Source organism: Haloechinothrix sp. LS1_15 (genome assembly GCF_033042135.1).
In the GTDB taxonomy this organism is placed as follows: Bacteria; Actinomycetota; Actinomycetes; order Mycobacteriales; family Pseudonocardiaceae; genus Haloechinothrix.
In genome coordinates, this window is record NZ_WBXM01000002.1 from 432,780 (window position 1) to 455,422 (window position 22,643).

The window sequence follows — 22,643 nt, forward strand, 5'->3', positions numbered from 1 at the left end:
CACAATGGACGCCGTGTCCCTACCAGGCGTGGCTTCCGGAACCGCTCACCTGTCCGAAGTGACCCCATCGGCGTTGGCCGCGCTCGGGGTGGACGGGTTCACGAACACGCTGGAGCTTCCCGATGTGCGGTCGGCATGCGTGCTGCTGATCGATGGTCTCGGGGCTGAGCTCCTCGACGAGCACGCCGCGGACGCGCCTACGCTCACCGAGCTGCGCGCGGGCACTCTCCATGTCGGTTTCCCCTCGACCACCGCCTCAGGGCTGGCAGCGATCGGCACCGGGGTCTGCTCCGGCGAGCACGGTATGGTCGGCTACTCGTTCGAGCTCGGGAACCACGGGGTGGTCAACGCGCTGCGCTGGAACCAGCATCCCTACGGCGAGGACCTACGGGACCAGCTCAGCCCCGAGGAGGTGCAGCCGTTGCCCACGGCCTTCGAGCGGGCCGCAGGCTCCGGTGTCGGGGTCAGCGTGGTCTCCTCGGCAGCGTTCGGTGACTCCGGGCTGACCCGCGCCGTGCTGCGGGGTAGCCCGTACACCGGGGTGCACGGTGTGGGCGACCTGGTGGCCGCCACCGCGACGGCGCTCGCCGACGGCGGCTACTGTCACGGCTATCACGCCGATCTCGACCTGCTCGGCCACATCTACGGCCCCGGATCGGCAGCGTGGCGGATGCAGCTGCGCCAGGTCGACCGGCTGGTGGAATCGCTCGTCGAGCAGCTGCCGCCGGGATCGCTACTGGCGGTCGTCGCCGACCACGGCATGGTCGCCGTGGACGATTCGGCCGTCGACGCCGACGCCATCGACGAGCTCGGCCACGGCGTACGCGCGATCGGCGGGGAGGTACGCGCCCGGTACGTCTACACCGAGCCTGGTGCACTCGACGATGTCCGCACGGCGTGGCGGGAAACCCTCGGCGATCGCGCCCTGGTTGTCGAACGCGACGAGGCCATCGAGGCGGGCTGGTTCGGGACGCACGTCGCCGATCACGTCGTGAACCGTATCGGGGATCTGGTGGTCGCCACGCGCGGTCGCAGCGGCATCCTGCGCCGCACGGTCGAGCCGATCGAATCGTCGCTACCCGGTCACCACGGCTCGATCACCCCCGCCGAGCAGCTCGTACCGCTCCTGCTGGCCCGCGGATGACGCGATACCGTCGGAGGCATGCCGCGCCGTAACCGCCCCGGCCGCGCGCGCAAGCGTCAGCGGCCCGAGCCGCCCGCGTTGACGGGGTGGGGCAGGACCGAGTCCGGTCCGGACGGCGACTGGATCGTCCGCAGCGTTCCGGGGGAACGTGCCATCAAGCAGTACCGCTGCCCCGGCTGTGACCATGAGATCCGGGAGGGGACGCCGCATGTGGTCGCCTGGCCGGCCGACAGCACAGGTTCGGTGACAGAACGCAGGCACTGGCACAGGGGGTGTTGGCACGCGCGGCAGCGACGCGGACCGCCACAGGGGCTCTGAGGCGGCAGCAGGCAGGCGACACGGCCGGTCCCCGACGGGCAGCGAGGTGATCACGATACGAGAGGATCGGGCGCATGAGCACACACCCACTGGTACTGCTGCATGCCTTCCCGCTCGATGCCCGGATGTGGGAAGGGCTCTCCGCTCGGCTGTCCGGCGACGGGATCCGGTTGATCACACCGGACCAGCGAGGGCTCGGTCAGGCCAAGCTGCCCGATGCCGGGCGTGAGCCGGATCTGGACGACGCCGCAGCCGACGTGGTGGCACTGCTTGACCGGCTCGAGCTTGACCGGGTCGTACTCGGCGGCTGCTCGATGGGGGGCTACGTGAGCATGGCGGTACTGCGTGCGGCGCCGGAACGCGTGGCGGGAGTGGTGCTCATCGACACCAAGGCGAGCGCCGACACCGATGACGCCCGCGACACCCGGCTGAGCACCGCGAGCAGGGCACTCGCCGAGGGGCACCACGGTTGGCTCGCCGACAACCTGCTGCCGTCGCTGGTCGGTCCCACCACCGAGGCCGAGCGCCCCGAGGTGGGTACGCGGGTCCGTGAGCTGATCGAGGCACAGCCTTCCGAGGGCATCGCCTGGGCGTTGCGCGCCATGGCGGCACGCCCCGACTCCTTCGAGCTGCTGCGGAGCACCCGGGTACCCGCGCTGGTCGTTCACGGCGAGGAGGACCGGCTCACCGGCGTCGACGAGGCGGAGGCCATGGCCGATGCGCTGCCGCAGGGACAACTGGCCGTGGTGCCGCGTGCCGGGCACCTCAGCCCGATGGAGGACCCCGACGCGGTAGCCGAAGCCATCGGCGCCGCGGTGCGCGGCTGGTAGCCGCTGATAACCCAGGCTGCACAGAGGCGGCACCGTACCCAGGGACGGTGCCGCCTCTGTGCAGCGACCGGAGCCGAAGGGACCATGATCGTGAATCAGCACACAGCATGTGGGGCCGATCGCCGGGGGCGAGCGCCGTCACCACATCCGCCGCGACCCCGGTAGCCCGGAGGCCACCGTGACCACCTGCGGTGATGCCGGTATCCATCGCGGAGACGTGGTCTCGGGCACGAATCCCAACCGGTGCGTACGGCCCGAAACGGCGAAAGCTAGGATCGCCTCATGCCACCGGGCGTGTGGTCAACTCGCGCCCGTGGCGGAGCTGGAGTACGACAGGTGAACTGCAGGAGGCAGGAGTGACCGCAGTAACCCCCGAGCCGATTGCGACGCGACCGGCACCCGCACCGGGCGGGCCCAAGGGGTCCTACCTTCTGTCCCTGTTCAAGACGACCGATCACAAGCAGATCGGCATCATGTACATCGTCACGTCGTTCGGCTTCTTCATGCTGGGCGGCGCCATGGCGATGCTGATCCGCACCGAGCTGGCACAGCCGGGGCTGCGGTTCCTGTCGGCCGAGCAGTACAACCAGCTGTTCACCATGCACGGCACGATCATGCTGTTGCTGTACGCGACACCGATCGTGTTCGGCTTCGCGAACTTCATCCTGCCCTTGCAGATCGGCTCACCGGACGTGGCATTCCCCCGGTTGAACGCCCTGTCCTACTGGCTGTTCCTGTTCGGCGGGTTGATCGTGGTCTCGGGCTTCCTCAGCCCCGGTGGCGCCGCCGACTTCGGCTGGTTCGCCTACACCCCGCTGTCCAACGCGGTGTACTCGCCAGGGGTCGGCGGTGATCTCTGGATCATGGGGCTGCTGGTCAGCGGTTTAGGAACCATTCTCGGTGCGGTCAACATGATCACCACGCTGGTGTGCATGCGCGCACCGGGCATGACGATGTGGCGGATGCCCATCTTCTGCTGGAACATCCTGGTGACCAGCATCCTGGTGCTGCTCGCTTTCCCCATCCTCACCGCCGCGCTCGCAGGGCTGTTCGCCGACCGTCACCTCGGCGCGCACGTGTTCGACCCCGCCAACGGCGGGGTGATCCTGTGGCAGCACCTGTTCTGGTTCTTCGGCCACCCCGAGGTCTACATCGTGGCGCTGCCGTTCTTCGGCATCGTCTCGGAGATCATCCCGGTCTTCTCCCGTAAGCCGATCTTCGGCTACAAGGGCCTCGTCTTCGCCACGCTGGCTATCGGTGGTCTGTCCGTGGCGGTCTGGGCGCACCACATGTACGCCACCGGCGCGGTACTGCTGCCCTTCTTCTCCTTCATGACCTTCCTGATCGCGGTGCCGACCGGCGTGAAGTTCTTCAACTGGATCGGCACCATGTGGAAGGGCAAGCTGACCTTCGAGTCGCCGATGCTGTTCTCCATCGGCTTCATGGTGACCTTCCTGCTCGGTGGTCTGACCGGTATTCTGCTGGCCGCGCCAGCCATCGACTGGCACGTCTCGGACAGCTACTTCGTGGTGGCGCACTTCCACTACGTGCTCTACGGCACGATCGTGTTCGCCACCTTCGCCGGGATCTACTTCTGGTTCCCGAAAATGACCGGTCGGATGCTGGACGAGCCGCTGGCGAAGATGCACTTCTGGTTGACCTTCGTCGGTTTCCACCTGACCTTCCTGGTGCAGCACTGGCTCGGTAACGAGGGCATGCCCCGGCGGTACGCCGACTACCTGGAAAGCGATGGCTTCACCACGCTGAACATGGTCTCCACCATGGGTGCCTACATCCTCGGGCTGTCGACACTGCCCTTCCTCTACAACGTGTTCAAGAGCTACCGTTTCGGTGAACGTGTCGACCACCTGGACGACCCGTGGGGCTACGGAGGCTCGCTGGAGTGGGCGACCAGCTGCCCGCCGCCGCGACACAACTTCACCGAGTTGCCCCGCATCCGCTCCGAGCGTCCCGCGTTCGAGTTGCACTACCCGCACATGATCGAGCGGCTGCACAGCGAGGGCCACATCTCCTTTACCGGCAAGCAGCTGGCGTCGCCGGATGGTGACGAGCGCAGCGGGCCCGCCACCGCGGTCGACACCACGGAACGGCCCGACACTGATACGGATTCGGATCAGAAGTGAGCACGACGCCTGTCCTGATCACCACCACCGGCCCGGACAAACCGGGAGTGTCCTCCGCGCTGTTCGCGGTGCTCACCCGGCACGGGGTGGATGTGCTCGATGTCGAGCAGGTGGTGATCCGGGGGCAGCTGGTGCTCGGTGTGCTGGTGGACGTCGATGACGACCCCGAGGCGCTGCAGGAGGCCGTGGAGCAGGCCATGGCCACTGTGTCGATGCGGGTCGACGTGCGCATCGGCTCGGAGATCGGCGACAATCCGTTCGCGCCGGGCAGGAGCGACTCGACCCACGTCGTGGTGATGCTGGGCAGGCCGGTGACCGCGCGGGCCTTCAGTGAGGTCGCTCGCAGGCTCGCGGCGATGGACGTGAACATCGACGCGATCCGCAGTGTAGCCGACTATCCGGTCACGGGCCTCGAGATGCACGTGTCGGTTCCGGACGGCGGGCTTGGATACAGCATCCAGTTGGACACGGACTTGCGTGCCGCGCTGGCCGATGTGTCCATCTCGGAGGGCGTGGACATCGCGGTCGAGCGGGAAGGTCTGGCGCGCAGGGCCAAACGCCTCGTCGTGTTCGATGTGGACTCCACGCTCATTCAGGGTGAGGTCATCGAGATGCTGGCCCACCACGCCGGGGTGGCCGACGAGGTCGCGCGGATCACCGAGGCCGCGATGCGCGGCGAGTTGAACTTCACCGAATCGCTGGAGCACCGTGTGGCCCTGCTCAAGGGCTTACCGGAAACGGCGCTGGACGACGTCGCGAACGAGATCACGTTGACCCCCGGTGCCAGGACCACAATCCGTACGCTCAAACGGCTCGGTTTCCGGTGTGGGGTCGTCTCCGGTGGTTTCACCCGGATCATCCAAGGGCTCGGCGACGAGCTCGGGCTGGACTTCATCGCCGCCAACGAGCTCGAGATCGCCGACGGCGTGCTGACCGGCCGCGTGCTCGGCGAACCCATCGACCGGGCGGGTAAGGCCCGCGCACTGGAGCGGTTCGCTGATGAGTACGAGATCCCGCTGACCCAGTGCGTGGCGGTGGGTGACGGCGCCAACGACATCGACATGCTCTCGGTAGCCGGGATGGGTGTGGCGTTCAACGCCAAGCCCGCCCTCCGCGAGGTCGCCGACACCAGCCTGAGCTACCCGTACCTGGATGCTGTGCTGTTTATGATGGGTGTGACCAGGGCCGAGGTCGAAGCGGCTGATTCGGAGGACGGGCTGGAACGCACCCGGCCGTAGCCCCGAGCCGGTACGTGGTGCCGGTAGATCGAGCTCGCGCGACGGAGGTTCGTGGCAGCCGGTGGTTGTTCGAGTGTTCGTCTAGGATTCGGTATCGGCCTTCCAGACCACATAGGCCTCGTCGGCCTCGGTGGTCATGGCTTCGATGAAGCGTTCGTTGTCGAATCCCGGTAAGGCCTGCAGGCGCTCGATGAGCGCATCGGCAGCCGGATCGCTGCTCGGCACGGCGGTCCCGGTCCCGTCGTGGCCTGCCAGCATCAGGAAGACGTCCTCGTCCCACGGGCTGTCCGGCATCACCCTGATGATGACCGCGGAAAGGTCCTGCCAGGTCACCGACTCTTCACTGCCGTCGGCGAGCTGCCGACGCACACCGGTGTCGTCGACGGCGACCGCTCGGGATCGTGCTGTGGGGGGATCCTGCGACAACGAAACTCCTTCATGGTGGCTGCCGCCACACCGTAACGCGAACCTTACTCCCTGGCGTACTCCGGGTGTGCACTGTCCAACCGGCGCAGTGCGGCACGTGCCACCTCAGGGTCGGTCGTTGGCCAGAACGGCGGGAGGGAGGCGCGCAGGAAGCTCGCGTACCGCGCGGTGGCCAGGCGGGAATCGAGGATGGCGACCACGCCACGGTCGGTGTTCGTGCGATGGAGCCTGCCGACGCCCTGTGCCAGCCGGAGCGCGGCGTGAGTCGCGGCCACGGTCATGAAACCGTTCCCTCCCCGCGCCTCGACCGCTCGCTGCCGCGCCGACAGGACGGGGTCGTCCGGTCGAGGGAACGGGATCCGGTCCACGACCACGAGTTGCAGGGCGTCGCCGGGCACATCCACGCCCTGCCACAACGACAGCGTGCCGAACAGGCAGGTGCGGGCGTCCTGGCTGAAGGTGCTCACCAGCAGCCCGGTGGCGTCCTCGCCCTGGCATAGCACGGGGTGGCTGACGCGTTCGCGCAACGCCTCGGCAGCCTGCCTGGCGGCCCGCATGGAGGAGAACAACCCCAAGGTACGGCCACCCGCGGCGGTGACCAGGCCGGCGAGTTCGTCGAGCAGCTCCTCGCCGAGGCCGTCCCTGCCCGGCGCGGGAAGGTGGCGAGCGAGGTAGAGGATGCCGTTGCGGGTGTGGTCGAAGGGCGATCCCACGTCCAGCGAGTTCCACGCGGGGCCGGTGTCGTCCGAGGGTGGGGTGCGCTCGGTGGCCGTGGCGCGGGCCGGTTCCTCGGTTGTGGCTAGTGCCGTGTCCGGCCCGCTGTGTGAGCCGGTGTCAGGCGAGGCCTCCGGGTGGGTGGTGGATGGCAAGTTCCCGGCCGTACTCGCCGGCAAGCCCCACTGTCTGGCCAGCGCTTCGAAGGATCCGCCGAGCGCGAGCGTGGCCGAGGTCAGCACGACCGTCCTCGTACCGAAGACCCGCTCGCGTAACAGGCCACCGACCGACAGTGGGGCGACGTGCAGGGTGGGCGGCCTGCGTCGCTCGGCATCGGGGCCATCGGCCGACAGCCACACCACGTCACGCCGGTGCGCGGGATCGGGTTCGAAGGAGTCCAGCATGCGAACGCAGCTGTCGTGGATCTCCTCGAGCATGGTCCTGGCGAGCTTACGCGCGGTCTCCTGGGCGATGTCCTCCTTGCGTTCGGTGCCCAGCGCCGTGAGGCAGGCGTGCGCGGCATCGCGTGTAGCAGGCAGGACACCAGCCAGCCCGGAGGGCAGCGTGTCCAGCCTCCCTGGCTGTAGCTCGTCGAGCACGGTGGCCAGACCCTCGGCGGCTTCCAGTAACCGGTCGGCCTGCTCGGCGTCGATGAGCCTGCCGCAGCGTTTGGCCGCGGTGGTGACCATGGTGCTGGTGAGCTCGGCGGTGGAGACCGACGTCACCCGGTCGACCAGATCGTGGGCCTCATCGATGATCAACAGCTCGTGCTCGGGCAGGACCTGGTACTCCTGTAACGCGTCGATGGCCAGCAGGGCGTGGTTGGTGACCACGACATCGGCCCGGCCTGCCCGCGCGCGGGCGTGCTCGGCGAAACACTCGGTGCCCGACGGGCATCGTGTGGCCCCGAGACATTCTTTGGCGGTGACCGAGACCTGGCGCCATGCCCGGTCGGATACCCCGGGAACGAGCTCGTCCCTGTCCCCGGTGGAGGTCTCGCCCGCCCAGTCGGTCAGCCGCTTGACCTCCCTGCCGAGCCGGGATGTGGCTGAGCGATCGAACAGCCCGTCGTCGTCCGGCTCGTCCGGCGCTCCGGTGTCGATCCGGTGCAGGCATAGGTAGTTGCCCCTGCCTTTGAGGATCGCGAACTCCGGCCGTCTGCCGAGGGAATCGGCCAGCGCGTCGGCCAGGCGGGGCAGGTCGCGATCGACCAGCTGCTGCTGCAGTGCGATAGTCGCGGTGGAAACCACCACGGTGGTGCCGCGCTCGACCGCGTGCCGCACCGCGGGGACCAGGTAGGCCAGAGACTTGCCGGTGCCGGTTCCGGCCTGGACCGCGAGGTGCTCGCCGGTGCTGATTGTCGTGTCGACGGCCTCTGTCATACGGATCTGGCCGTCCCGTTCGCTGCCGCCGACCGCGGCCACGGCCGTGGCCAACAGCTCGCGCACGCTGGGAAGGCTGGTGGTTGTCTGCTCCGGCACGATGCCTTACCGTACCGGAGCTGGTGATCGTTATGTCGCCATGATGGCCCGACTGTGCACAGATGGCGCCAGGTCGCCCCGACTGGGCACAGTCAGGACATAGAAGGCACTCGACCGGGTGGACTCTCGCCCAAGCCCCTCCACGGTTACCGTGCGATAGGTCATAGTGACCTCATGTTTCATGCGAAGCGAAAGCGGCTGGCGCTGGCCATCGCGGTTGGGCTTGTAGCCGCGTCGCTGACCGGGATGGGCACCGAGACGTCGGCTGTCGAAACCGAGAGCGACGACGCCGAACGGGCGAGCGAGCATACGTGGTCGTCGGCCTCGATCGGCAGCGTGGACGCCGTGATCGAGGGCGAAGAGGTTGTGCAGGATCCGATCGCGCCATGCGTGATCGGCGAGCAGGAGCGGGACTCCACCAGTGGTGTCACGGTGGGTCGCGTGGCGAGCTACGGCGCCGGTAGCACGTTGTGCCGATGGATATGGGACCCCCAAGAGGCCTACGGCGCGATGGCGACACGCTCGTTCAGCACCCGGCTGTTACGGGAGTACGGCGGTCCGATCATCCGGGTCAGTCGGATCGACGCCTGGTGCCACACCTGGCGCGACGGGAGCCGGGGCAGCATCCAGCTGACCGGCGTACGCGGCTTCCGCGTCCCGCGGGACATCCCGCCGAACCACAGCGTGACGATCGAGGGGCGTGGCCACGATCGGCCGGTGGCCCGGATCGTGCTGAACGAGATGATCGTGCCCGACCCGCCGGATGGCAGCATGACGTTGAACGCCATGCGCATCGAGTTGTTCCCCGAGGGCGGCCCGGCCAGCGGCGACATCGTGGTCGGCACGGCGAGCTGCGACCCGTTCCCGTAGTGCCGCAGCGGCGCCCACACCGCTGATCGAACCGGCGCCGGTCGGGGTTCACCGGCGAACAGTGGATCCAGGGCGCACAGTGGAGCCAGACGGTGGGCGGCCGTTCCGGTCTAGCCGACGCGCGGGCTGCCGACGAGTTCGACACCCGCGTCGCTGAGCTCGCCGAGCGCGTTGTCCACCGTCTGGCGTGACACCCCTGCCGTGTAGTCCAGCAGCGTGCGCGTGGCAAACCCCTCGCGGGTGGCGTCCAGCGAGGTGGCGCGGACGCAGTGGTCGGTCGCGATGCCGATGATGTCCACGGCGGTGACATCGCGGGCACGCAGCCACGCCGCGAGGTCCTCGCCGTTGCCCTCGGCCTGTCCCTCGAACCCGGAGTAGCCGTCGCTGTACTGGCCCTTCGAGAAGACCTCGGTGATCGGTCCGACGTTGAGTGCCGGGTGGAACGACGCGCCCGGCGTCTCCGCCCGGCAGTGCGGGGGCCAGGAACGCACGAAATCGGGCTCGTCGCTGAAGTGTGCCCCCGGGTCGATGTGGTAATCCCGGGTGGCGACGATGTGGTCGTAGGAGGTGTCCGTAGCCAGGAGCCTGGAGATGTCCCCGGCGAGTGCCGCACCACCGGCCACGGCGAGCGATCCCCCTTCGCAGAAGTCGTTCTGTACGTCGACGACGATGAGTGCGCGAGCCATACTGACCTCCCGGTGAGTGCACCGGTCTTATGGGATGCCTGTCAGCCGAACACCGTAGCCACGGCTGGTTCCCCCTTGGAGAGCTTCAGCCCCTCCCAAGGAAGGCTCACCAGGCCGCGGCGAAGACGGTTTCTGCTGTCCTCCAGGGTAGGTAGGTCGTCGACGGGCTGGCCACCTCGCATGAGGGAGACCGGAACTTCCGCGTCGTGCGGGCCCGTATCCGGTGGTCGTGTCACAGGATGCACTACCTCTTCCAGCGCGGTTCCGGTGCGCTTGAACCGCCGCAAGGCCGACTTCCTGCCACCCCTGGACTCCTTGTGCTCGCTGCGTTTGGTGACCGGGTGGCCGTTGACCTCCACGAGCTTGTAGACGAGGTTCGCGGTGGGCGCCCCGGAACCGGTGACCACCGAGGTGCCCACGCCGAAAGCGTCCACCGGCTCGGCGCGCAACCCGGCGATGGCGTGCTCGTCCAGATCGCCGGAGACGATAATGCGGGTGTCCCTGGCGCCGAGCGCGTCCAGCTGCTCGCGAGCCTGCCTGGCCAATACCCCCACGTCGCCCGAGTCGATGCGGATCGCGCCGAGCTCCGGACCGGTGACCCGGATGGCGGTGTCGATGCCGCTTGTGATGTCGTAGGTGTCGACCAGCAGGGTGGTGTCGGTTCCCAGCGCGGCGACCTGAGCGCGGAACGCGTCCTCTTCGGAATCGTGCAGCATCATGAAGGCGTGTGCGACGGTGCCGCGAGTGGGTATCTCGTAGCGCCTGCCCGCCTCGAGGTTGGATGTCGCGGCGAATCCGGCGAGGTAGGCAGCGCGAGCGGCGGACACCGCGGCGTGTTCGTGGGTGCGGCGGCCGCCCATCTCGATCAGTGGCCTGCTCCCCGCGGCCGAGGTCATCCGTGCGGCGGCGGAAGCCACGGCGCAATCGTGGTTGAGGATGGACAGCACCAGCGTCTCCAGTACCACCGCGTGGGCGAACGGCGCGCGCACGGTGAAGACCGGCGAGCCGGGAAAGTAGAGCTCACCCTCCGGGTAGCCGTCGATGTCACCGTTGAAGGTGTAGTCGGCCAGCCAGTCGAGGGTGTGGTGGTCGACGACCCCCGCCGCGGCGAGCGGGTCGAGCTCGGCCTCGGTGAACCGGAAGCGGGTGATGGCCTCGAGCACGCGCTCGGTCCCTGCCACGACGCCGAACCGTCGTCCTTCTGGCAGGCTCCGCGCGAAGACCTCGAACACACAGTCGCGATCGGCGCTACCGTCGTGCAAGGCGCTGGCCAGCATGGTCAGCTCGTAGTGATCGGTCAGCATCGCGGTACTCTGCGGTGGATCGATCATGTGGCCACGGTACTCGACCGGGCACGCTCCGTGGGACCCATTGCAGGCGCGGCCATGGCCACGGAAGGCGGACGCGAGCGTTGCGCCCCCGGCCAACCGTGCCACCATGGGGATATGACCACGCCCCTCGAGGCCGAACAGACACAGGTCGAGCCGATCGGTGCTGAACTCGGAGCCGAGGACACACCGTGGCAGACGATCGTGTGGAACGACCCGGTGAACTTGATGTCGTACGTGACGTACGTGTTCCAGAAGCTCTTCGGCTACAGTCGGGACCACGCCACGAAACTGATGCTCGACGTGCACCACAAGGGCAGCGCCGTGGTGTCCTGGGGGTCGAAGGAGAAGGTGGAAGGCGACGTCGCGCGGCTGCACGCCGCCGGGCTCTGGGCGACGATGCAGAAGGCGCCGTGAGACAGCCGTGAGGGATTGGCATCGTCAGGGCGACCGCGTGACCGCGACCTTCGCCCAGCAGGAAGCGGCGGTACTGCGCGGGCTGGTGCGGCACCTGGAGGATCTGCTCAGTGCGCGTGCCGACGAGGCCCCGCAGGACGAGCTCGCCGAGCTGACCGGCATGCGCGCGGGCCCGACTGAGGCGCCGGAGGACCCGGTGCTGTCCCGGCTGCTCCCGGACTTTCATCGGCTCCATCCGGACCAGCCCTCGGAGGAGGATCAGAACTCGGCTGCCGCACTGCGCTCGCTGCACGAGCCGCAGCTGATCGAGGAGAAGCTCGGGGTCGCCGAGGTGGTGCTCGACACCCTTCCCGCGGGCGGCGGTGAGGTCGACCTCGACCTGGAGCAGGCGGACGCGTGGCTGTCGGCGCTCAACGATGTCCGGCTCGCGCTGGGAACGGTGCTCGACATCGGCGAGGAAACCTCCGATGAAGTGACCGAGGACCACCCGCAGGCTTCGCACTTCGGCGTCTACCACTGGCTCACTTACGTCCAGGAAGGCCTCGTGCAGGCCGTCAGCGGCTGAGCGCGCCTCCGCGCCCTGGACACGGCGTGGCACCTCCTGCGGGGCTAGGCTGGGGCACCACTATGGCAACTCCGGGAGCGACCAACGGGATCACCGACGTCGACGGCGTCACCGTCGGGCACCACGAGCGGATCGGCGCTGGCTGGGCGACAGGGACAACAGTGGTGCTCACACCACACGGCGCCGTCTGCGGGGTCGACGGCCGCGGCGGCGCCCCTGGCACAAGGGAGACCGACCTGCTCGCCCCCCAGAACCTGGTGCAGCGGGTGCACGGAATCTGCCTGTCCGGCGGCAGCGCCTACGGGCTAGCGGCCGCCGATGGGGTGATGCGCTGGCTCGGCGAACACCAGTACGGCTTCGCCGTCGGATCCCACCCGCACGAGGTGGTGCCGATCGTGCCCGCAGCCGTGATCTTCGACCTACCGAGCGGCGAGTGGGGTAACCACCCCGACGCCGAGTTCGGCTACCGCGCCTGCCACGACGCCGGGACGGGGCCGGTGCGGCAGGGCAGCGTCGGCGCCGGGGCTGGAGCGGTGACCGGCTCGCTCAAGGGTGGCGTCGGCACCGCGAGCGCCGTGCTGCCACCCGCGGAGGACGCCGAACCGGTCACCCTCGGCGCGCTCGCCGTGGTCAACGCACGGGGGGAGTCGGTGGATCGCGCCACCGGAACACCGTGGGCGGCCGATGCCGAGCTGGTTGGCGAGTTCGGCGTATCGAGCTGGCCCGGCCGCCCGGCGCGCGACGGCGCCGCGGGACAGGCGTCGCTGAACACCATCGTCGGGGTGGTCGCCACCGACGCCGCGTTGCGCAAGGCGGAATGCCAGCGGCTGGCCATGGCCGCACAGGACGGTATCGCCAGGGCGGTACGGCCCGCGCACTCGATGTTCGACGGCGACACGGTGTTCGCGCTGAGTACCGGCCACCGGGAACTCCCGGACGCCGACACCCCGATCGGTCTACCCGCGCGGGCTGGTGCGTTCGACCGGCTCTGCGCCGAAGCCGCCACCACCTTCTCCCGCGCGATCGTGCGCGGCGTGCTGGCTGCTGAGGGCCACGCGGTAGTGCCCGCCTACCGGGACGTCTGGCCGGAGGCTTTCCCGCCCGAGCGATAGGTGCATCATGGGTGGCTGTGGCGATGGATGGGGCGGGTAGACCGGATCCGCGTGTGCCTTCTCATGATGCGGACCGGCCATGCCCAACCTTTAGGATGGCAGGGTGCTGAAGATCCGCAGAGACCTCGTCGACGCGATCGTCGAGCACGCTCGCCGGGATCACCCCGACGAGGCGTGCGGTGTGATCGCCGGGAAGGAAGGCTCGGACGTGCCCGAGCGGTTCATCCCGATGGTCAACGCCGCGCGTTCGCCGACGTTCTACGAGTTCGATTCGACCGACCTGTTGAAGCTGTACCGGGAGATGGACGCGCGCGGGGAGGTACCCGTGGTGATCTACCATTCACACACGGCGACCGAGGCGTACCCCTCGCGGACCGACATCGCCTATGCCTCCGAACCCGAAGCACACTACGTGCTGGTATCGACGAGGGACCCGGACACATACGAGTTCCGCTCGTATCGCATCGTGGACGGGGAGGTCACCGAGGAAGACGTCGAGGTGGTCGAACCGTCGGCGCCTGCCGAAGCTGAACAGCTGACGTGACGGCGTTCACCACCATTGAGGCGCTGGGAATAGCCACGGGGCGGGCAGCGTCCAGTCAAGCAGGACCAGTGCCAGTCCCCTGGCCTGGCTGAGCCCACAAGCAGCGGAGGTAACACATGGCAGTAACCGTGTCCATCCCGACGATCCTGCGTAGCCACACCGGCGGCGAGAAGTCGGTCGAGGCGTCGGGCAACACCGTGCTCGAGGTCATCGACGACATCGAATCGCGCCACAGCGGCCTGAAGGAACGGCTGGTCAAGGACTCCAAGCTGCACCGGTTCGTCAACGTGTACGTCAACGACGAGGATGTCCGGTTCGTCGGCGGCTTGGACGCCGAGGTGTCGGACGGCGACACCGTGACGATCCTGCCTGCCGTCGCGGGAGGTGCGCGGTAAGCCATGGGCCGCTTCGAGTCGCTCCTCGACGCGCTGGGCGACACCCCGCTGGTGGGGTTGCCGCGACTGTCGCCCGCGCGCGATGTGCGGCTGTGGGCCAAACTCGAGGACCGCAACCCGACGGGTTCGATCAAGGACCGTACCGCGCTGGCCATGATCGAAGCCGCCGAGCGGGACGGCACGCTGCGGCAGGGCTCCACGATCCTGGAACCGACCTCGGGAAATACCGGGATCTCGCTGGCCATGGCCGCAAAGGTGAAGGGCTACGGCCTGGTGTGCGTCATGCCCGAGAACACCTCGACGGAGCGGAAACAACTGCTGCAGGCCTACGGTGCTCGCATCGTGGACTCTCCCGCGGCTGGCGGCTCCAACGAGGCGGTGCGCAGGGCCAAGGAGCTGGCCGAGAGCAACCCGGACTGGGTGCTGCTCTACCAGTACGGCAACCAGGCCAACGTGGATGCGCACTACACCGGGACCGGTCCCGAGCTGCTGAAGGACCTTCCGGAGGTCACGCACTTCGTCGCCGGGCTCGGCACCACCGGAACCCTGGTCGGTGTCGGCCGGTACCTGCATGAGCACAAGCCGGGCGTGCAGGTGGTGGCTGCCGAGCCGCGGTACGGCGAGCTGGTGTACGGTCTGCGCAACCTCGACGAGGGGTTCGTCCCCGAGCTCTACGATCCGGACGTGCTGACCGGTCGTTTCTCGGTCGGTGCCTACGACGCGTTGCGCCGCACTCGCGAGTTGCTGGAGCTGGAGGGGATATTCGCCGGGATCTCCACCGGTGCCGTGCTGCACGCGGCGTTGGCCGTTGCCCAGCGAGCGCAGGCCCGGGGGGAATCGGCCGATGTGGCCTTCGTCGTGGCCGACGCCGGGTGGAAATACCTGTCCACCGGCGCCTACAGCGGATCGCTCGACGAGGCAGCCGAACGGCTCGACGGTCAGCTCTGGGCGTGAGCCCGGCACGCGAGGTGTGGAGCACCGTCGCTCGGGGCGAGGGTATGAGGAACACGTAGCCTGGACGGTATGAGCGGCCTGCCAGAGAACTCGGCGAAGCGAGCGCTGCCCGCGCGGCCCGGCACGGCGCTGCTGACCTCGATGGGTTTCGCCGCGGCACTGTACCTGGTCTGGGTGATCGACCAGATCCTGCCAGCCAGCCTGGTACGCGAGGGCGGGATCTACAGCAGGGACTGGTCGGGGCTGGACGGGGTGTTGTGGGCGCCGCTGCTGCACAGCGGCTGGGACCACCTGGTGTCCAACACCGTGCCGGTCGTGGTGTTCGCCTTCCTGGCCATGGCGGGCGGGATCGCCCAGTGGGCGGCGATCACCGCGCTGATCTGGCTGCTGTCCGGTCTGGGTGTGTGGCTGGTTGCGCCGCCGCACACGGTGACCATCGGTGCGTCCGGGCTTGCGTTCGGCTGGCTGGCGTTCCTGCTGGTACGCGGGTTCTTCAACCGCAGCGGTGGGCAGCTCGTCGTCGCAGGCATCCTGTTCTTCCTCTACGGCAGCATGCTCTGGGGCGTGCTGCCGCTCTACCAGGGTGTGTCATGGCAGGGTCACCTGTTCGGCGCGGTTTCCGGCGTGATCGCCGCGTGGCTGGTCTCGCGGACCGTGCCGGAACCGGCTCGGGCACGACGATGGACCTGGTAGCCCGCGCGGTAACGTGCTTCCTGTGCCAGCCGCTACGCCGCGAACGTCCGCAGTGACCTCGCCGATCGGGATCTTCGACTCCGGCGTCGGTGGGCTGACGGTCGCACGCGCCGTGCTCGACCAGCTGCCCGGCGAGCGGATCCGCTACCTGGGCGACACCGCCCACGCGCCGTACGGGTCGCTGCCGATCGCGCGCGCTCGCGAGCTGGCGCTTGCCGGGCTCGACGAACTCGTGGCCAGCGGCGTGAAGGCACTGGTGATCGCGTGCAACACGGCGTCGGCTGCCTGCCTGCGGGATGCGCGGGAGCGTTACGACGTCCCCGTCATCGAGGTGGTGCTGCCTGCGGTGCGCCGCGCTGTGGCGGTGACCCACACCGGCCGGGTCGGTGTGATCGGCACCGAGGGCACCGTGCGCTCGCGCGCCTACGACGACGCGTTCGCCGCGGCGCGTGGGATCACGGTCACCAGCGTGGCCTGCCCGCGGTTCGTCGACTTCGTCGAACGAGGGATCACGACGGGGCGGCAGGTGCTGGGGCTGGCGCAGGGCTACCTCGACCCGTTGCTGCGTGCCGATGTGGACACCCTCGTGCTGGGCTGTACGCACTACCCACTGCTCACGGGGGTGTTGCAGATCGTGCTGGGGCAGCGGGTGACGCTGGTCTCCAGCGCTGAGGAGACCGCCAAGGACGTCGTGCGCGTGCTCACCCAACAGGAGTTGTTGGCTGAGCCGAGCCGCGCGGTGGCCATGAGCGAGCACGAGTTCCTCACCACCGGCGACGCAGGCACCTTCACGTCGGTGGCCCAGCGATTCCTCGGCGGGCTCGCCGCTGAGCAGGTCCGGTGTCGGGAACCGGTCGCGGTCGCCGACCGGGCGGCGCCGACGACGTAGGTTGACCGTGAGCGAGGAGTCCGGGCTGTCTCGCCGATGTGACGAATCACCCGAGTAGTGTGGTGTGGCGCAGTGCATCATTCTCCTCGGATCCGTGACGTGGCAGGGTAGGCACCGTGCGATTGACGATCCTCGGCTGCGCGGGAAGCATCCCTGGCCCGAACACCAACGCCTCGGGTTACCTCGTCGAGGCGGACGGCTACACGCTCGGGCTCGAACTGGGTAACGGGACGCTATCGGCATTACAGGCGATGCGCGGTCCGTTCGCGCTGGACGCGTTGCTGCTCTCGCACTTGCATCCCGACCACTGCGCCGACGTCGCGGCGCTCACGGTGCTGCATCGTTACCACCCGCAGCGGCCGACGGACGGCAAACCGGGCAGGCTGCCGGTGTACGGGCCGGACGACACGGCGGTACGGCTGGCCAACCTGTACGCGCCGAACGAGCGAGAGCGCGCCGAGACCGATCTCGCCGACGTGTTCGAGTTCCACGCGATGCCGCGCGAGCCTACCCGGATCGGGCCGTTCGAGGTCACGGCATTTCCGGTGCTGCACCCGACACCGGCGTTCGGCGTGCGTATCGCCTACCGGGACCTCACCTTCGCCTATACCGGCGACACCGACGTCTGTCCCGAACTGGATCAGCTCGCCGCGTCGGCTGATGTGTTGCTGGCCGAGGCCACCTGGACGGAGTCGGACGACCGCCCGGTGGGGGTCCATCTCTCGGGTGCGGCCGCCGGGGAGCTGGCGGCCCGCGCAGGCGTGCGCAGGCTCATGCTCACCCACATCGCACCGTGGACCGACCGGGCGAAGATCTACGCGGAGGCGCGGACCGCCTACACCGGCGACGTCGAGCTGGTCGAGCAGGGCGCGGTGTACGAGTTCTGAGTACCCGGCGACGGTGCGTGTTCGGCCCCGCCGTTACCGGCGCGGGGCTCGCCGATAGGCTTCCCACGTGGCACGAGCAGACGGGCGAGAAGACGACCAGCTTCGCGACATCACGATCACGCGCGGGTACCAGAAGTGGCCCGCCGGTTCGGTTCTCATCGAGTTCGGGCACACCCGTGTGTTGTGCGCCGCCAGCGTCACCGAGGGCGTGCCGCGCTGGCGCACCGGCTCAGGGCTCGGCTGGGTCACCGCCGAGTACGCCATGCTGCCGTCGGCGACCACCAGCCGTAGCGACCGCGAGTCGATCAAGGGCAAGGTCGGCGGCCGCACGCACGAGATCAGCAGGTTGATCGGACGGTCACTGCGCGCCTGTATCGACCTGGCCGCGCTCGGCGAGAACACCATCGTTATCGACTGTGACGTGATCCAGGCCGACGGTGGCACCCGCACCGCCGCGATCACCGGCGCGTACGTCGCGCTGGCCGATGCCATCACCTGGCTCGACGCCGCGGGCAGCTTGGCCGACCCGAAGCCGCTGTCGGCGGCGATCTCGGCGGTCAGCGTCGGGGTGGTAGACGGCCGGGTGCGCTTGGACCTGCCGTACGAGGAGGACGCCCGGGCAGAGGTCGATATGAATGTGGTCGCCACCGACACCGGGACCCTGATCGAGGTGCAGGGAACGGCGGAGGGTGCGACGTTCACCCGCTCCACTCTGGACCAGATGCTGGACAGCGCGCTCGCCGGCTGCGCCGAGTTGAGTCGCATGCAGACCGAGGCGCTTGAGCAACCCTACCCGGGTGAGTTGCCGGAGCGGTCGCAGGGCAAGAACGGCAAGAAGTCCAAGAGCTCGAAATGAACCGTGTGCTGCTGGCGACCCGCAACACCAAGAAGCTGGACGAGTTGCGACGGATCCTCGACGCGGCGGGGATCGAACGGCTGGAGGTCGTCGGCCTTGCCGACGTACCGCCCTTCGAGGAGCCGGTGGAGTCGGCGGCTACGTTCGAGGGCAACGCGCTGATCAAGGCGCGTGACGCCGTGAGGGCTACAGGGCTTCCCGCCGTGGCCGACGATTCCGGGTTGACCGTCGACGCGCTGAACGGCATGCCGGGGGTGCTGTCGGCCCGTTGGGCGGGGCGGCACGGTGACGACGACGCGAACCTGCGGCTGGTACTCGAGCAGCTCGGCGACGTCCCGGACGAGCGGCGCGGTGCGGCGTTCGTGTGCGCGGCCGCTCTGGTGCGGCCCGGCGGCAAGGAGGACGTCGTCGTTGGCCGCTGGGAGGGCTCGCTGACCAGGGAACCTCGCGGCAGCCACGGATTCGGCTACGACCCGATCTTCGTGCCGTCCGGCGAGACCAGGACCTCGGCGGAGCTCGACCCGGCGGAGAAGGACAGCATCTCCCACCGTGGCCGGGCGCTGCGCGCGCTGGTTCCCTACCTCACCACGCTCGGCGACTGACGCAGGCGCGCCCGTGCCCGGGTGGGGTGGGCGCTGAACGTGACGTTCAGCGCCTTCTACGGCGCCAACGCCACGTTCAGCTTCGTACCTACCCGTGGATGTCGAGCTCGGTGAGGAGCCGCACCACGTGACCGGTGGCCTTGACGTTGTAGCGGGCGACGGCGACGGTGCCGTCGGAGTCGACCACTACGGTCGAGCGGATTACCCCTCGGGTTACCTTGCCGTAGCTGGTCTTCTCCCCGTAGGCGCCCCAAAGGGTCATCACTTCGGTGTCCGGATCGGACAGCAACGGGAAGGTCAGCCCCTCGGCCTCGGCGAATGAGGCCAGCTTGTCCTGCGGATCCGGCGAGATGCCCAGTACCTGGTACCCGGCGGCATTCAGCAGGGAGAGGTTGTCGCGGAAGTCGCACGCCTGGGTGGTGCACCCCGGTGTCGCCGCGCGCGGATAGAAGTACACGATCACGGGACCGCCACGGTAGTCCGACAGCGACACCGGCGTCCCGGTGCTGTCCGGCAGCGTGAAATCGGGTGCCTTGTCCCCTACGGAAAGCTGTTGTTGATCAGTCACGCCCCGAGGGTAGCCGGTGGGTGAGCCGAAGGCCTCCTTCGGTACATATGCGGTACCCGAGGACCCCTTCGGCGCACCCCCGGCCTAGCGCGAGCTGCTGTAGTGGGTAGCGGGAAGTTCGGGGGTGGTCTGCACCGACAAGGTGGCGGTGCCCGCCTCGTCCGGGGCGACGAAGGCGAGCGTGAACCGGGCACTCCTACCCGCGGTGACATCCCGGTCGGCCGCGGGGATGCCTGCGTAGCCGTGTTTGGGGTCGACAAGTTCCCGCAGCGGCGCGCCGTCCGCGGAGGCACTGACGGCGAGCTGCGACAGCCGGTACGGGGTGTCGCCCTCGTTGCGCACCGAGATCTCGAAGGCGAGCGCGGCGTCGCTGTCGGGGAAGGCGGAGTCGCTGGGAACGAACGGCTGCGGGGTCGAGACGTGGACGGTGACGTCGTTGTCGAACTCCGCGCGCTGGCCGTACTCGATCCCTGCGGAGCCCGCTCGCTCGCCTGAGATCCTCTCGTGATCATGGCCGGGGGAGCCGTCCGAGGCCTGCTGGCCACACCCGGGTAACCCAAGCAGCACGACACAGCTCAGGCCGATGGCCCACAGGCAGGCGCGGATCACGGGCACGGACCTCTCCCAGGAGTCTGCCGCCATCGACCGAGACTCCGGCTCGGAGGCGGTGGTGTTCGATGGAAAATCGTTGAGGCGGCGACAGTGCCGCCACGGTCGAGCTTGCCGGTTCGGGCGCGTCTACGCGCGGTAGGCAGCGCAGTCGACGCCGAGCCGGTGCCGCACCGTATCCGAAACGTGATCAGCGGTAACGCGCTGTGACAAGGTGGCGGGTTCAGGTCGCCAGCGCGAACAGCAGGATGAACAGGACGACGGCGAGTACCCAGACGATGAAGAGCCATCCGAACTCGCGCCACGGCTGCACCTGCGCGGTGTCCTTACCCGGCACGTACACGCCGCGCATCTCGAACCAGTCGGCCAGACCGGCGATCAGGCGCAGCGGGTTGGCCGTGCGCATGGCGTCACCTCTCGACATCGTCCGCATATCACGGAAGTAAGAGCGCCCCCGGCGCGAGGGGGAGAGGCGCCGGGGGCGGTAACCGGCCCTGGGGTCGACCGGTGATTCATAACCTTACCCCACGATCCGGTGCACGTGCACCCGGGTGTGCATACGAATCTTTCTGTCATGAACGTTGACGCCCGTGCCGCCCTGGTACTACTTTTCTGCGATCACGCGCGATCACGAACGCCGGGACGATGAGTCACGGGGGTCGGCGGTGGCGTACCGCGGCACGATTTCACTGGGAGGGAGAGACGCCCATGGTGGACAGACTCCAGCAGCGTTGGGGGTTGCGAACCGATCCGGTTATCTTCTTCGTTTCGGCCGGTCTGGCCGTTCTCTTCGTTGTGTTGTCCATCGCCTTCACCGCCGAGGTCGATGCGGTGTTCGCGGTGGTCTCCGGCTGGATACTGGAGAACCTGGGTTGGTTCTACATCCTCGGCGTGACGGCGTTCCTGGTCTTCCTGCTATGGATAGCGCTGAGCCGGTACGGGCACGTGCGGCTCGGCGCTCGGAGCGACCGCCCGGAGTTCAGTAACCTCGCCTGGTTCGCGATGCTGTTCGCGGCCGGTATCGGGACGATCCTGATGTTCTGGGGCGTGGCGGAACCGATCAGCCACTTCGCGAACCCACCGATGGGTGATGTCGCGCCGGAGAGCGCGGAGGCAGCCACGCAGGCACTGAACTTCACCCTGTACCACTTCGCGCTGCACACCTGGACGATCTTCTGCCTGCCCGCGCTCGCATTCGCCTACTTCGCTTACCGGCGCAGGTTGCCGTTCCGGGTGAGCTCGATCTTCCAGCCGCTGCTCGGCGACCGCATCAACGGGCCAATCGGCAAGATCATCGACGTCACAGCGGTGGTGGGCACCATCTTCGGTGTTGGTGTGTCGATAGGCCTGGGCACCATGCAAATCAACAGCGGCTTGGCGTCGCTGTTCGGGCTCCCGGAGAACGCCACCAGCCAGGTGGCGATCATCGCGGTCATCACCGGGTTCGCGCTGGTCTCCATCGGGTTCGGGCTGCACAAGGGCATCAAGCGCCTGTCCAACCTGAATATCCTGATGGCCGTCGGTCTGCTCATCTTCGTGCTGGTGGCGGGCTCGACGCTGTACCTGACGCGCGGGGTGATCGAGTCCACCGGGAATTACCTGAGTTCGATCGTGAACCTGGCGTTCTGGAACGACACCTTCGCAGAGCCCGAGTGGGGCTGGCAGGGGAGCTGGACCGTCTTCTACTGGGCGTGGACCATCACCTGGTCGCCGTTCATCGGCATCTTCATCGCCCGCATCTCCAAGGGTCGCAGCATCAAGGAGTTCGTGCTGGGCGTGCTGGGGATGCCTGCGGCGTTCAGCGTCATCTGGTTCAGCATCTTCGGTCTGTCGGCCATCGACGTGGAGCTGGAGCGCGGCGGCGGGATCATCGAGGCTGTGGTCGAGCAGGGCGACCCACCGGGCGCGATGTTCGCGATGTTCGAGCACTTCCCGTTGACCACCTTCCTGTCGGCGGTGGGCATCCTGATCGTGGTGATCTTCTTGACCACGTCGAAGGATTCCGCATCGCTGGTGCTGGACCTGCTGTGCTCGGGACGTTCGGACGAGGTCTCTCCCACCCGCCAGCGGGTCTTCTGGGGACTGATCGTCGGCGCCGTCGCCGCAACCCTGTTGGCCGCCACCGGGGCGGACGGGCTGGCCGCGCTCGAACAGGTGATGATCGTCGTGGGGCTGCCGTTCTTTGTGTTCGGCTTTCTGATGATCTGGTCGCTACTGCGCGCGTTGCGATCCGATGTCCGCATCACGGTCTCCGAAGTGGACACCCTCGCCGGGGACGAGCCCGAGGACGAGGAGCCCCAGGCAGCACGACGAGAGTGATCACGAGCCGGGGCGCTGAACGTGACGTTCGGCGCCGTAGACGGAACGAACGTG

The 22,643-nt window shown here is 68.3% G+C and carries 25 protein-coding genes; 18 read left to right on the forward strand and 7 right to left on the reverse strand.

Annotation, left to right across the window (positions count from 1 at the left end):
* Positions 1–4 precede the first annotated feature (4 nt).
* The 5 genes from F8178_RS04820 to serB all read left to right on the forward strand — a co-directional run bounded on the left by F8178_RS04820 (position 5) and on the right by serB (position 5,674).
* A complete protein-coding gene (locus F8178_RS04820; protein ID WP_317493405.1) occupies positions 5–1,144 on the forward strand; it encodes an alkaline phosphatase family protein in 1,140 nt (379 codons plus the stop codon).
* 18 nt (positions 1,145–1,162) lie between these two features.
* The gene (locus F8178_RS04825) at positions 1,163–1,462 is read left to right on the forward strand and encodes a hypothetical protein (RefSeq protein WP_317493406.1); all 300 of its coding nucleotides are present in this window, start codon (positions 1,163–1,165) and stop codon (positions 1,460–1,462) included.
* A 74-nt stretch (positions 1,463–1,536) separates the two neighbouring features.
* Positions 1,537–2,292 (forward strand): alpha/beta hydrolase, encoded by a 756-nt coding sequence (locus F8178_RS04830; RefSeq protein ID WP_317493407.1) that lies wholly within the window; start codon positions 1,537–1,539, stop codon positions 2,290–2,292.
* A 356-nt stretch (positions 2,293–2,648) separates the two neighbouring features.
* Positions 2,649–4,436: a cytochrome c oxidase subunit I gene (gene ctaD, locus F8178_RS04835; protein WP_317493408.1), complete on the forward strand. Its 1,788-nt coding sequence runs from the start codon at positions 2,649–2,651 to the stop codon at positions 4,434–4,436.
* Complete coding sequence (gene serB / locus F8178_RS04840) at positions 4,433–5,674, forward strand: phosphoserine phosphatase SerB (RefSeq protein ID WP_317493409.1); 1,242 nt, start codon at positions 4,433–4,435, stop codon at positions 5,672–5,674. The genes ctaD and serB overlap by 4 nt, the downstream gene beginning before the upstream one ends.
* A gap of 81 nt (positions 5,675–5,755) precedes the next feature.
* On the opposite strand, the gene F8178_RS04845 is transcribed toward serB, so the two are convergent.
* On the reverse strand, positions 5,756–6,100 hold the full coding sequence (locus tag F8178_RS04845; protein WP_317493410.1) for a hypothetical protein: 345 nt from the start codon (positions 6,098–6,100) through the stop codon (positions 5,756–5,758).
* 44 nt (positions 6,101–6,144) lie between these two features.
* The gene (locus tag F8178_RS04850) at positions 6,145–8,295 is read right to left on the reverse strand and encodes an ATP-dependent DNA helicase (protein ID WP_317493411.1); all 2,151 of its coding nucleotides are present in this window, start codon (positions 8,293–8,295) and stop codon (positions 6,145–6,147) included.
* Between the two features lie 174 nt (positions 8,296–8,469).
* Between F8178_RS04850 and F8178_RS04855 the strand changes: the two genes are divergently transcribed.
* The gene (locus tag F8178_RS04855) at positions 8,470–9,165 is read left to right on the forward strand and encodes a choice-of-anchor P family protein (protein WP_317493412.1); all 696 of its coding nucleotides are present in this window, start codon (positions 8,470–8,472) and stop codon (positions 9,163–9,165) included.
* A gap of 110 nt (positions 9,166–9,275) precedes the next feature.
* Here F8178_RS04855 and F8178_RS04860 read toward each other — a convergent pair whose 3' ends face one another.
* Together F8178_RS04860 and F8178_RS04865 are read right to left on the reverse strand one after the other, a co-directional pair.
* Complete coding sequence (locus F8178_RS04860) at positions 9,276–9,851, reverse strand: isochorismatase family protein (RefSeq protein WP_317493413.1); 576 nt, start codon at positions 9,849–9,851, stop codon at positions 9,276–9,278.
* 41 nt (positions 9,852–9,892) lie between these two features.
* Entirely contained in the window at positions 9,893–11,182 is a 1,290-nt protein-coding gene (locus F8178_RS04865; RefSeq protein ID WP_317493414.1) for a nicotinate phosphoribosyltransferase, read from the reverse strand.
* A gap of 114 nt (positions 11,183–11,296) precedes the next feature.
* Between F8178_RS04865 and clpS the strand changes: the two genes are divergently transcribed.
* The 11 genes from clpS to rdgB all read left to right on the forward strand — a co-directional run bounded on the left by clpS (position 11,297) and on the right by rdgB (position 19,093).
* On the forward strand, positions 11,297–11,596 hold the full coding sequence (clpS, locus tag F8178_RS04870; protein WP_317493415.1) for an ATP-dependent Clp protease adapter ClpS: 300 nt from the start codon (positions 11,297–11,299) through the stop codon (positions 11,594–11,596).
* Positions 11,597–11,603: 7 nt separating this feature from the next.
* Positions 11,604–12,161: a DUF2017 domain-containing protein gene (locus F8178_RS04875; protein WP_317493416.1), complete on the forward strand. Its 558-nt coding sequence runs from the start codon at positions 11,604–11,606 to the stop codon at positions 12,159–12,161.
* Between the two features lie 62 nt (positions 12,162–12,223).
* The gene (locus F8178_RS04880) at positions 12,224–13,273 is read left to right on the forward strand and encodes a P1 family peptidase (protein ID WP_317493417.1); all 1,050 of its coding nucleotides are present in this window, start codon (positions 12,224–12,226) and stop codon (positions 13,271–13,273) included.
* Positions 13,274–13,376: 103 nt separating this feature from the next.
* The gene (locus F8178_RS04885) at positions 13,377–13,817 is read left to right on the forward strand and encodes a M67 family metallopeptidase (RefSeq protein WP_317493418.1); all 441 of its coding nucleotides are present in this window, start codon (positions 13,377–13,379) and stop codon (positions 13,815–13,817) included.
* 116 nt (positions 13,818–13,933) lie between these two features.
* A complete protein-coding gene (locus tag F8178_RS04890; RefSeq protein WP_317493419.1) occupies positions 13,934–14,212 on the forward strand; it encodes a MoaD/ThiS family protein in 279 nt (92 codons plus the stop codon).
* A 3-nt stretch (positions 14,213–14,215) separates the two neighbouring features.
* The gene (locus F8178_RS04895; RefSeq protein ID WP_317493420.1) at positions 14,216–15,166 is read left to right on the forward strand and encodes a cysteine synthase; all 951 of its coding nucleotides are present in this window, start codon (positions 14,216–14,218) and stop codon (positions 15,164–15,166) included.
* Positions 15,167–15,235: 69 nt separating this feature from the next.
* A complete protein-coding gene (locus tag F8178_RS04900) occupies positions 15,236–15,859 on the forward strand; it encodes a rhomboid family intramembrane serine protease (RefSeq protein WP_317493421.1) in 624 nt (207 codons plus the stop codon).
* A gap of 22 nt (positions 15,860–15,881) precedes the next feature.
* Entirely contained in the window at positions 15,882–16,748 is an 867-nt protein-coding gene (murI, locus tag F8178_RS04905; protein WP_396344971.1) for a glutamate racemase, read from the forward strand.
* Between the two features lie 116 nt (positions 16,749–16,864).
* On the forward strand, positions 16,865–17,635 hold the full coding sequence (locus tag F8178_RS04910; RefSeq protein WP_317493422.1) for an MBL fold metallo-hydrolase: 771 nt from the start codon (positions 16,865–16,867) through the stop codon (positions 17,633–17,635).
* Between the two features lie 67 nt (positions 17,636–17,702).
* Positions 17,703–18,491: a ribonuclease PH gene (gene rph / locus F8178_RS04915; protein ID WP_317493423.1), complete on the forward strand. Its 789-nt coding sequence runs from the start codon at positions 17,703–17,705 to the stop codon at positions 18,489–18,491.
* Positions 18,488–19,093: an RdgB/HAM1 family non-canonical purine NTP pyrophosphatase gene (gene rdgB, locus F8178_RS04920; RefSeq protein WP_317493424.1), complete on the forward strand. Its 606-nt coding sequence runs from the start codon at positions 18,488–18,490 to the stop codon at positions 19,091–19,093. Before rph ends, rdgB begins: the two co-directional genes overlap by 4 nt.
* An 88-nt stretch (positions 19,094–19,181) precedes the next feature.
* Here rdgB and bcp read toward each other — a convergent pair whose 3' ends face one another.
* The 3 genes from bcp to F8178_RS04935 all read right to left on the reverse strand — a co-directional run bounded on the left by bcp (position 19,182) and on the right by F8178_RS04935 (position 20,676).
* A complete protein-coding gene (gene bcp / locus F8178_RS04925) occupies positions 19,182–19,661 on the reverse strand; it encodes a thioredoxin-dependent thiol peroxidase (RefSeq protein WP_317493425.1) in 480 nt (159 codons plus the stop codon).
* 84 nt (positions 19,662–19,745) lie between these two features.
* Complete coding sequence (locus F8178_RS04930) at positions 19,746–20,303, reverse strand: hypothetical protein (protein WP_317493426.1); 558 nt, start codon at positions 20,301–20,303, stop codon at positions 19,746–19,748.
* Positions 20,304–20,493: 190 nt separating this feature from the next.
* Positions 20,494–20,676, reverse strand: a complete 183-nt coding sequence (locus F8178_RS04935; RefSeq protein ID WP_317493427.1) for a hypothetical protein — start codon at positions 20,674–20,676, stop codon at positions 20,494–20,496.
* Positions 20,677–20,978: 302 nt separating this feature from the next.
* On the opposite strand from F8178_RS04935, the gene F8178_RS04940 reads away from it, so the two are divergent.
* Positions 20,979–22,589, forward strand: a complete 1,611-nt coding sequence (locus tag F8178_RS04940; RefSeq protein ID WP_317493428.1) for a BCCT family transporter — start codon at positions 20,979–20,981, stop codon at positions 22,587–22,589.
* The last annotated feature ends 54 nt before the right edge of the window (positions 22,590–22,643 follow it).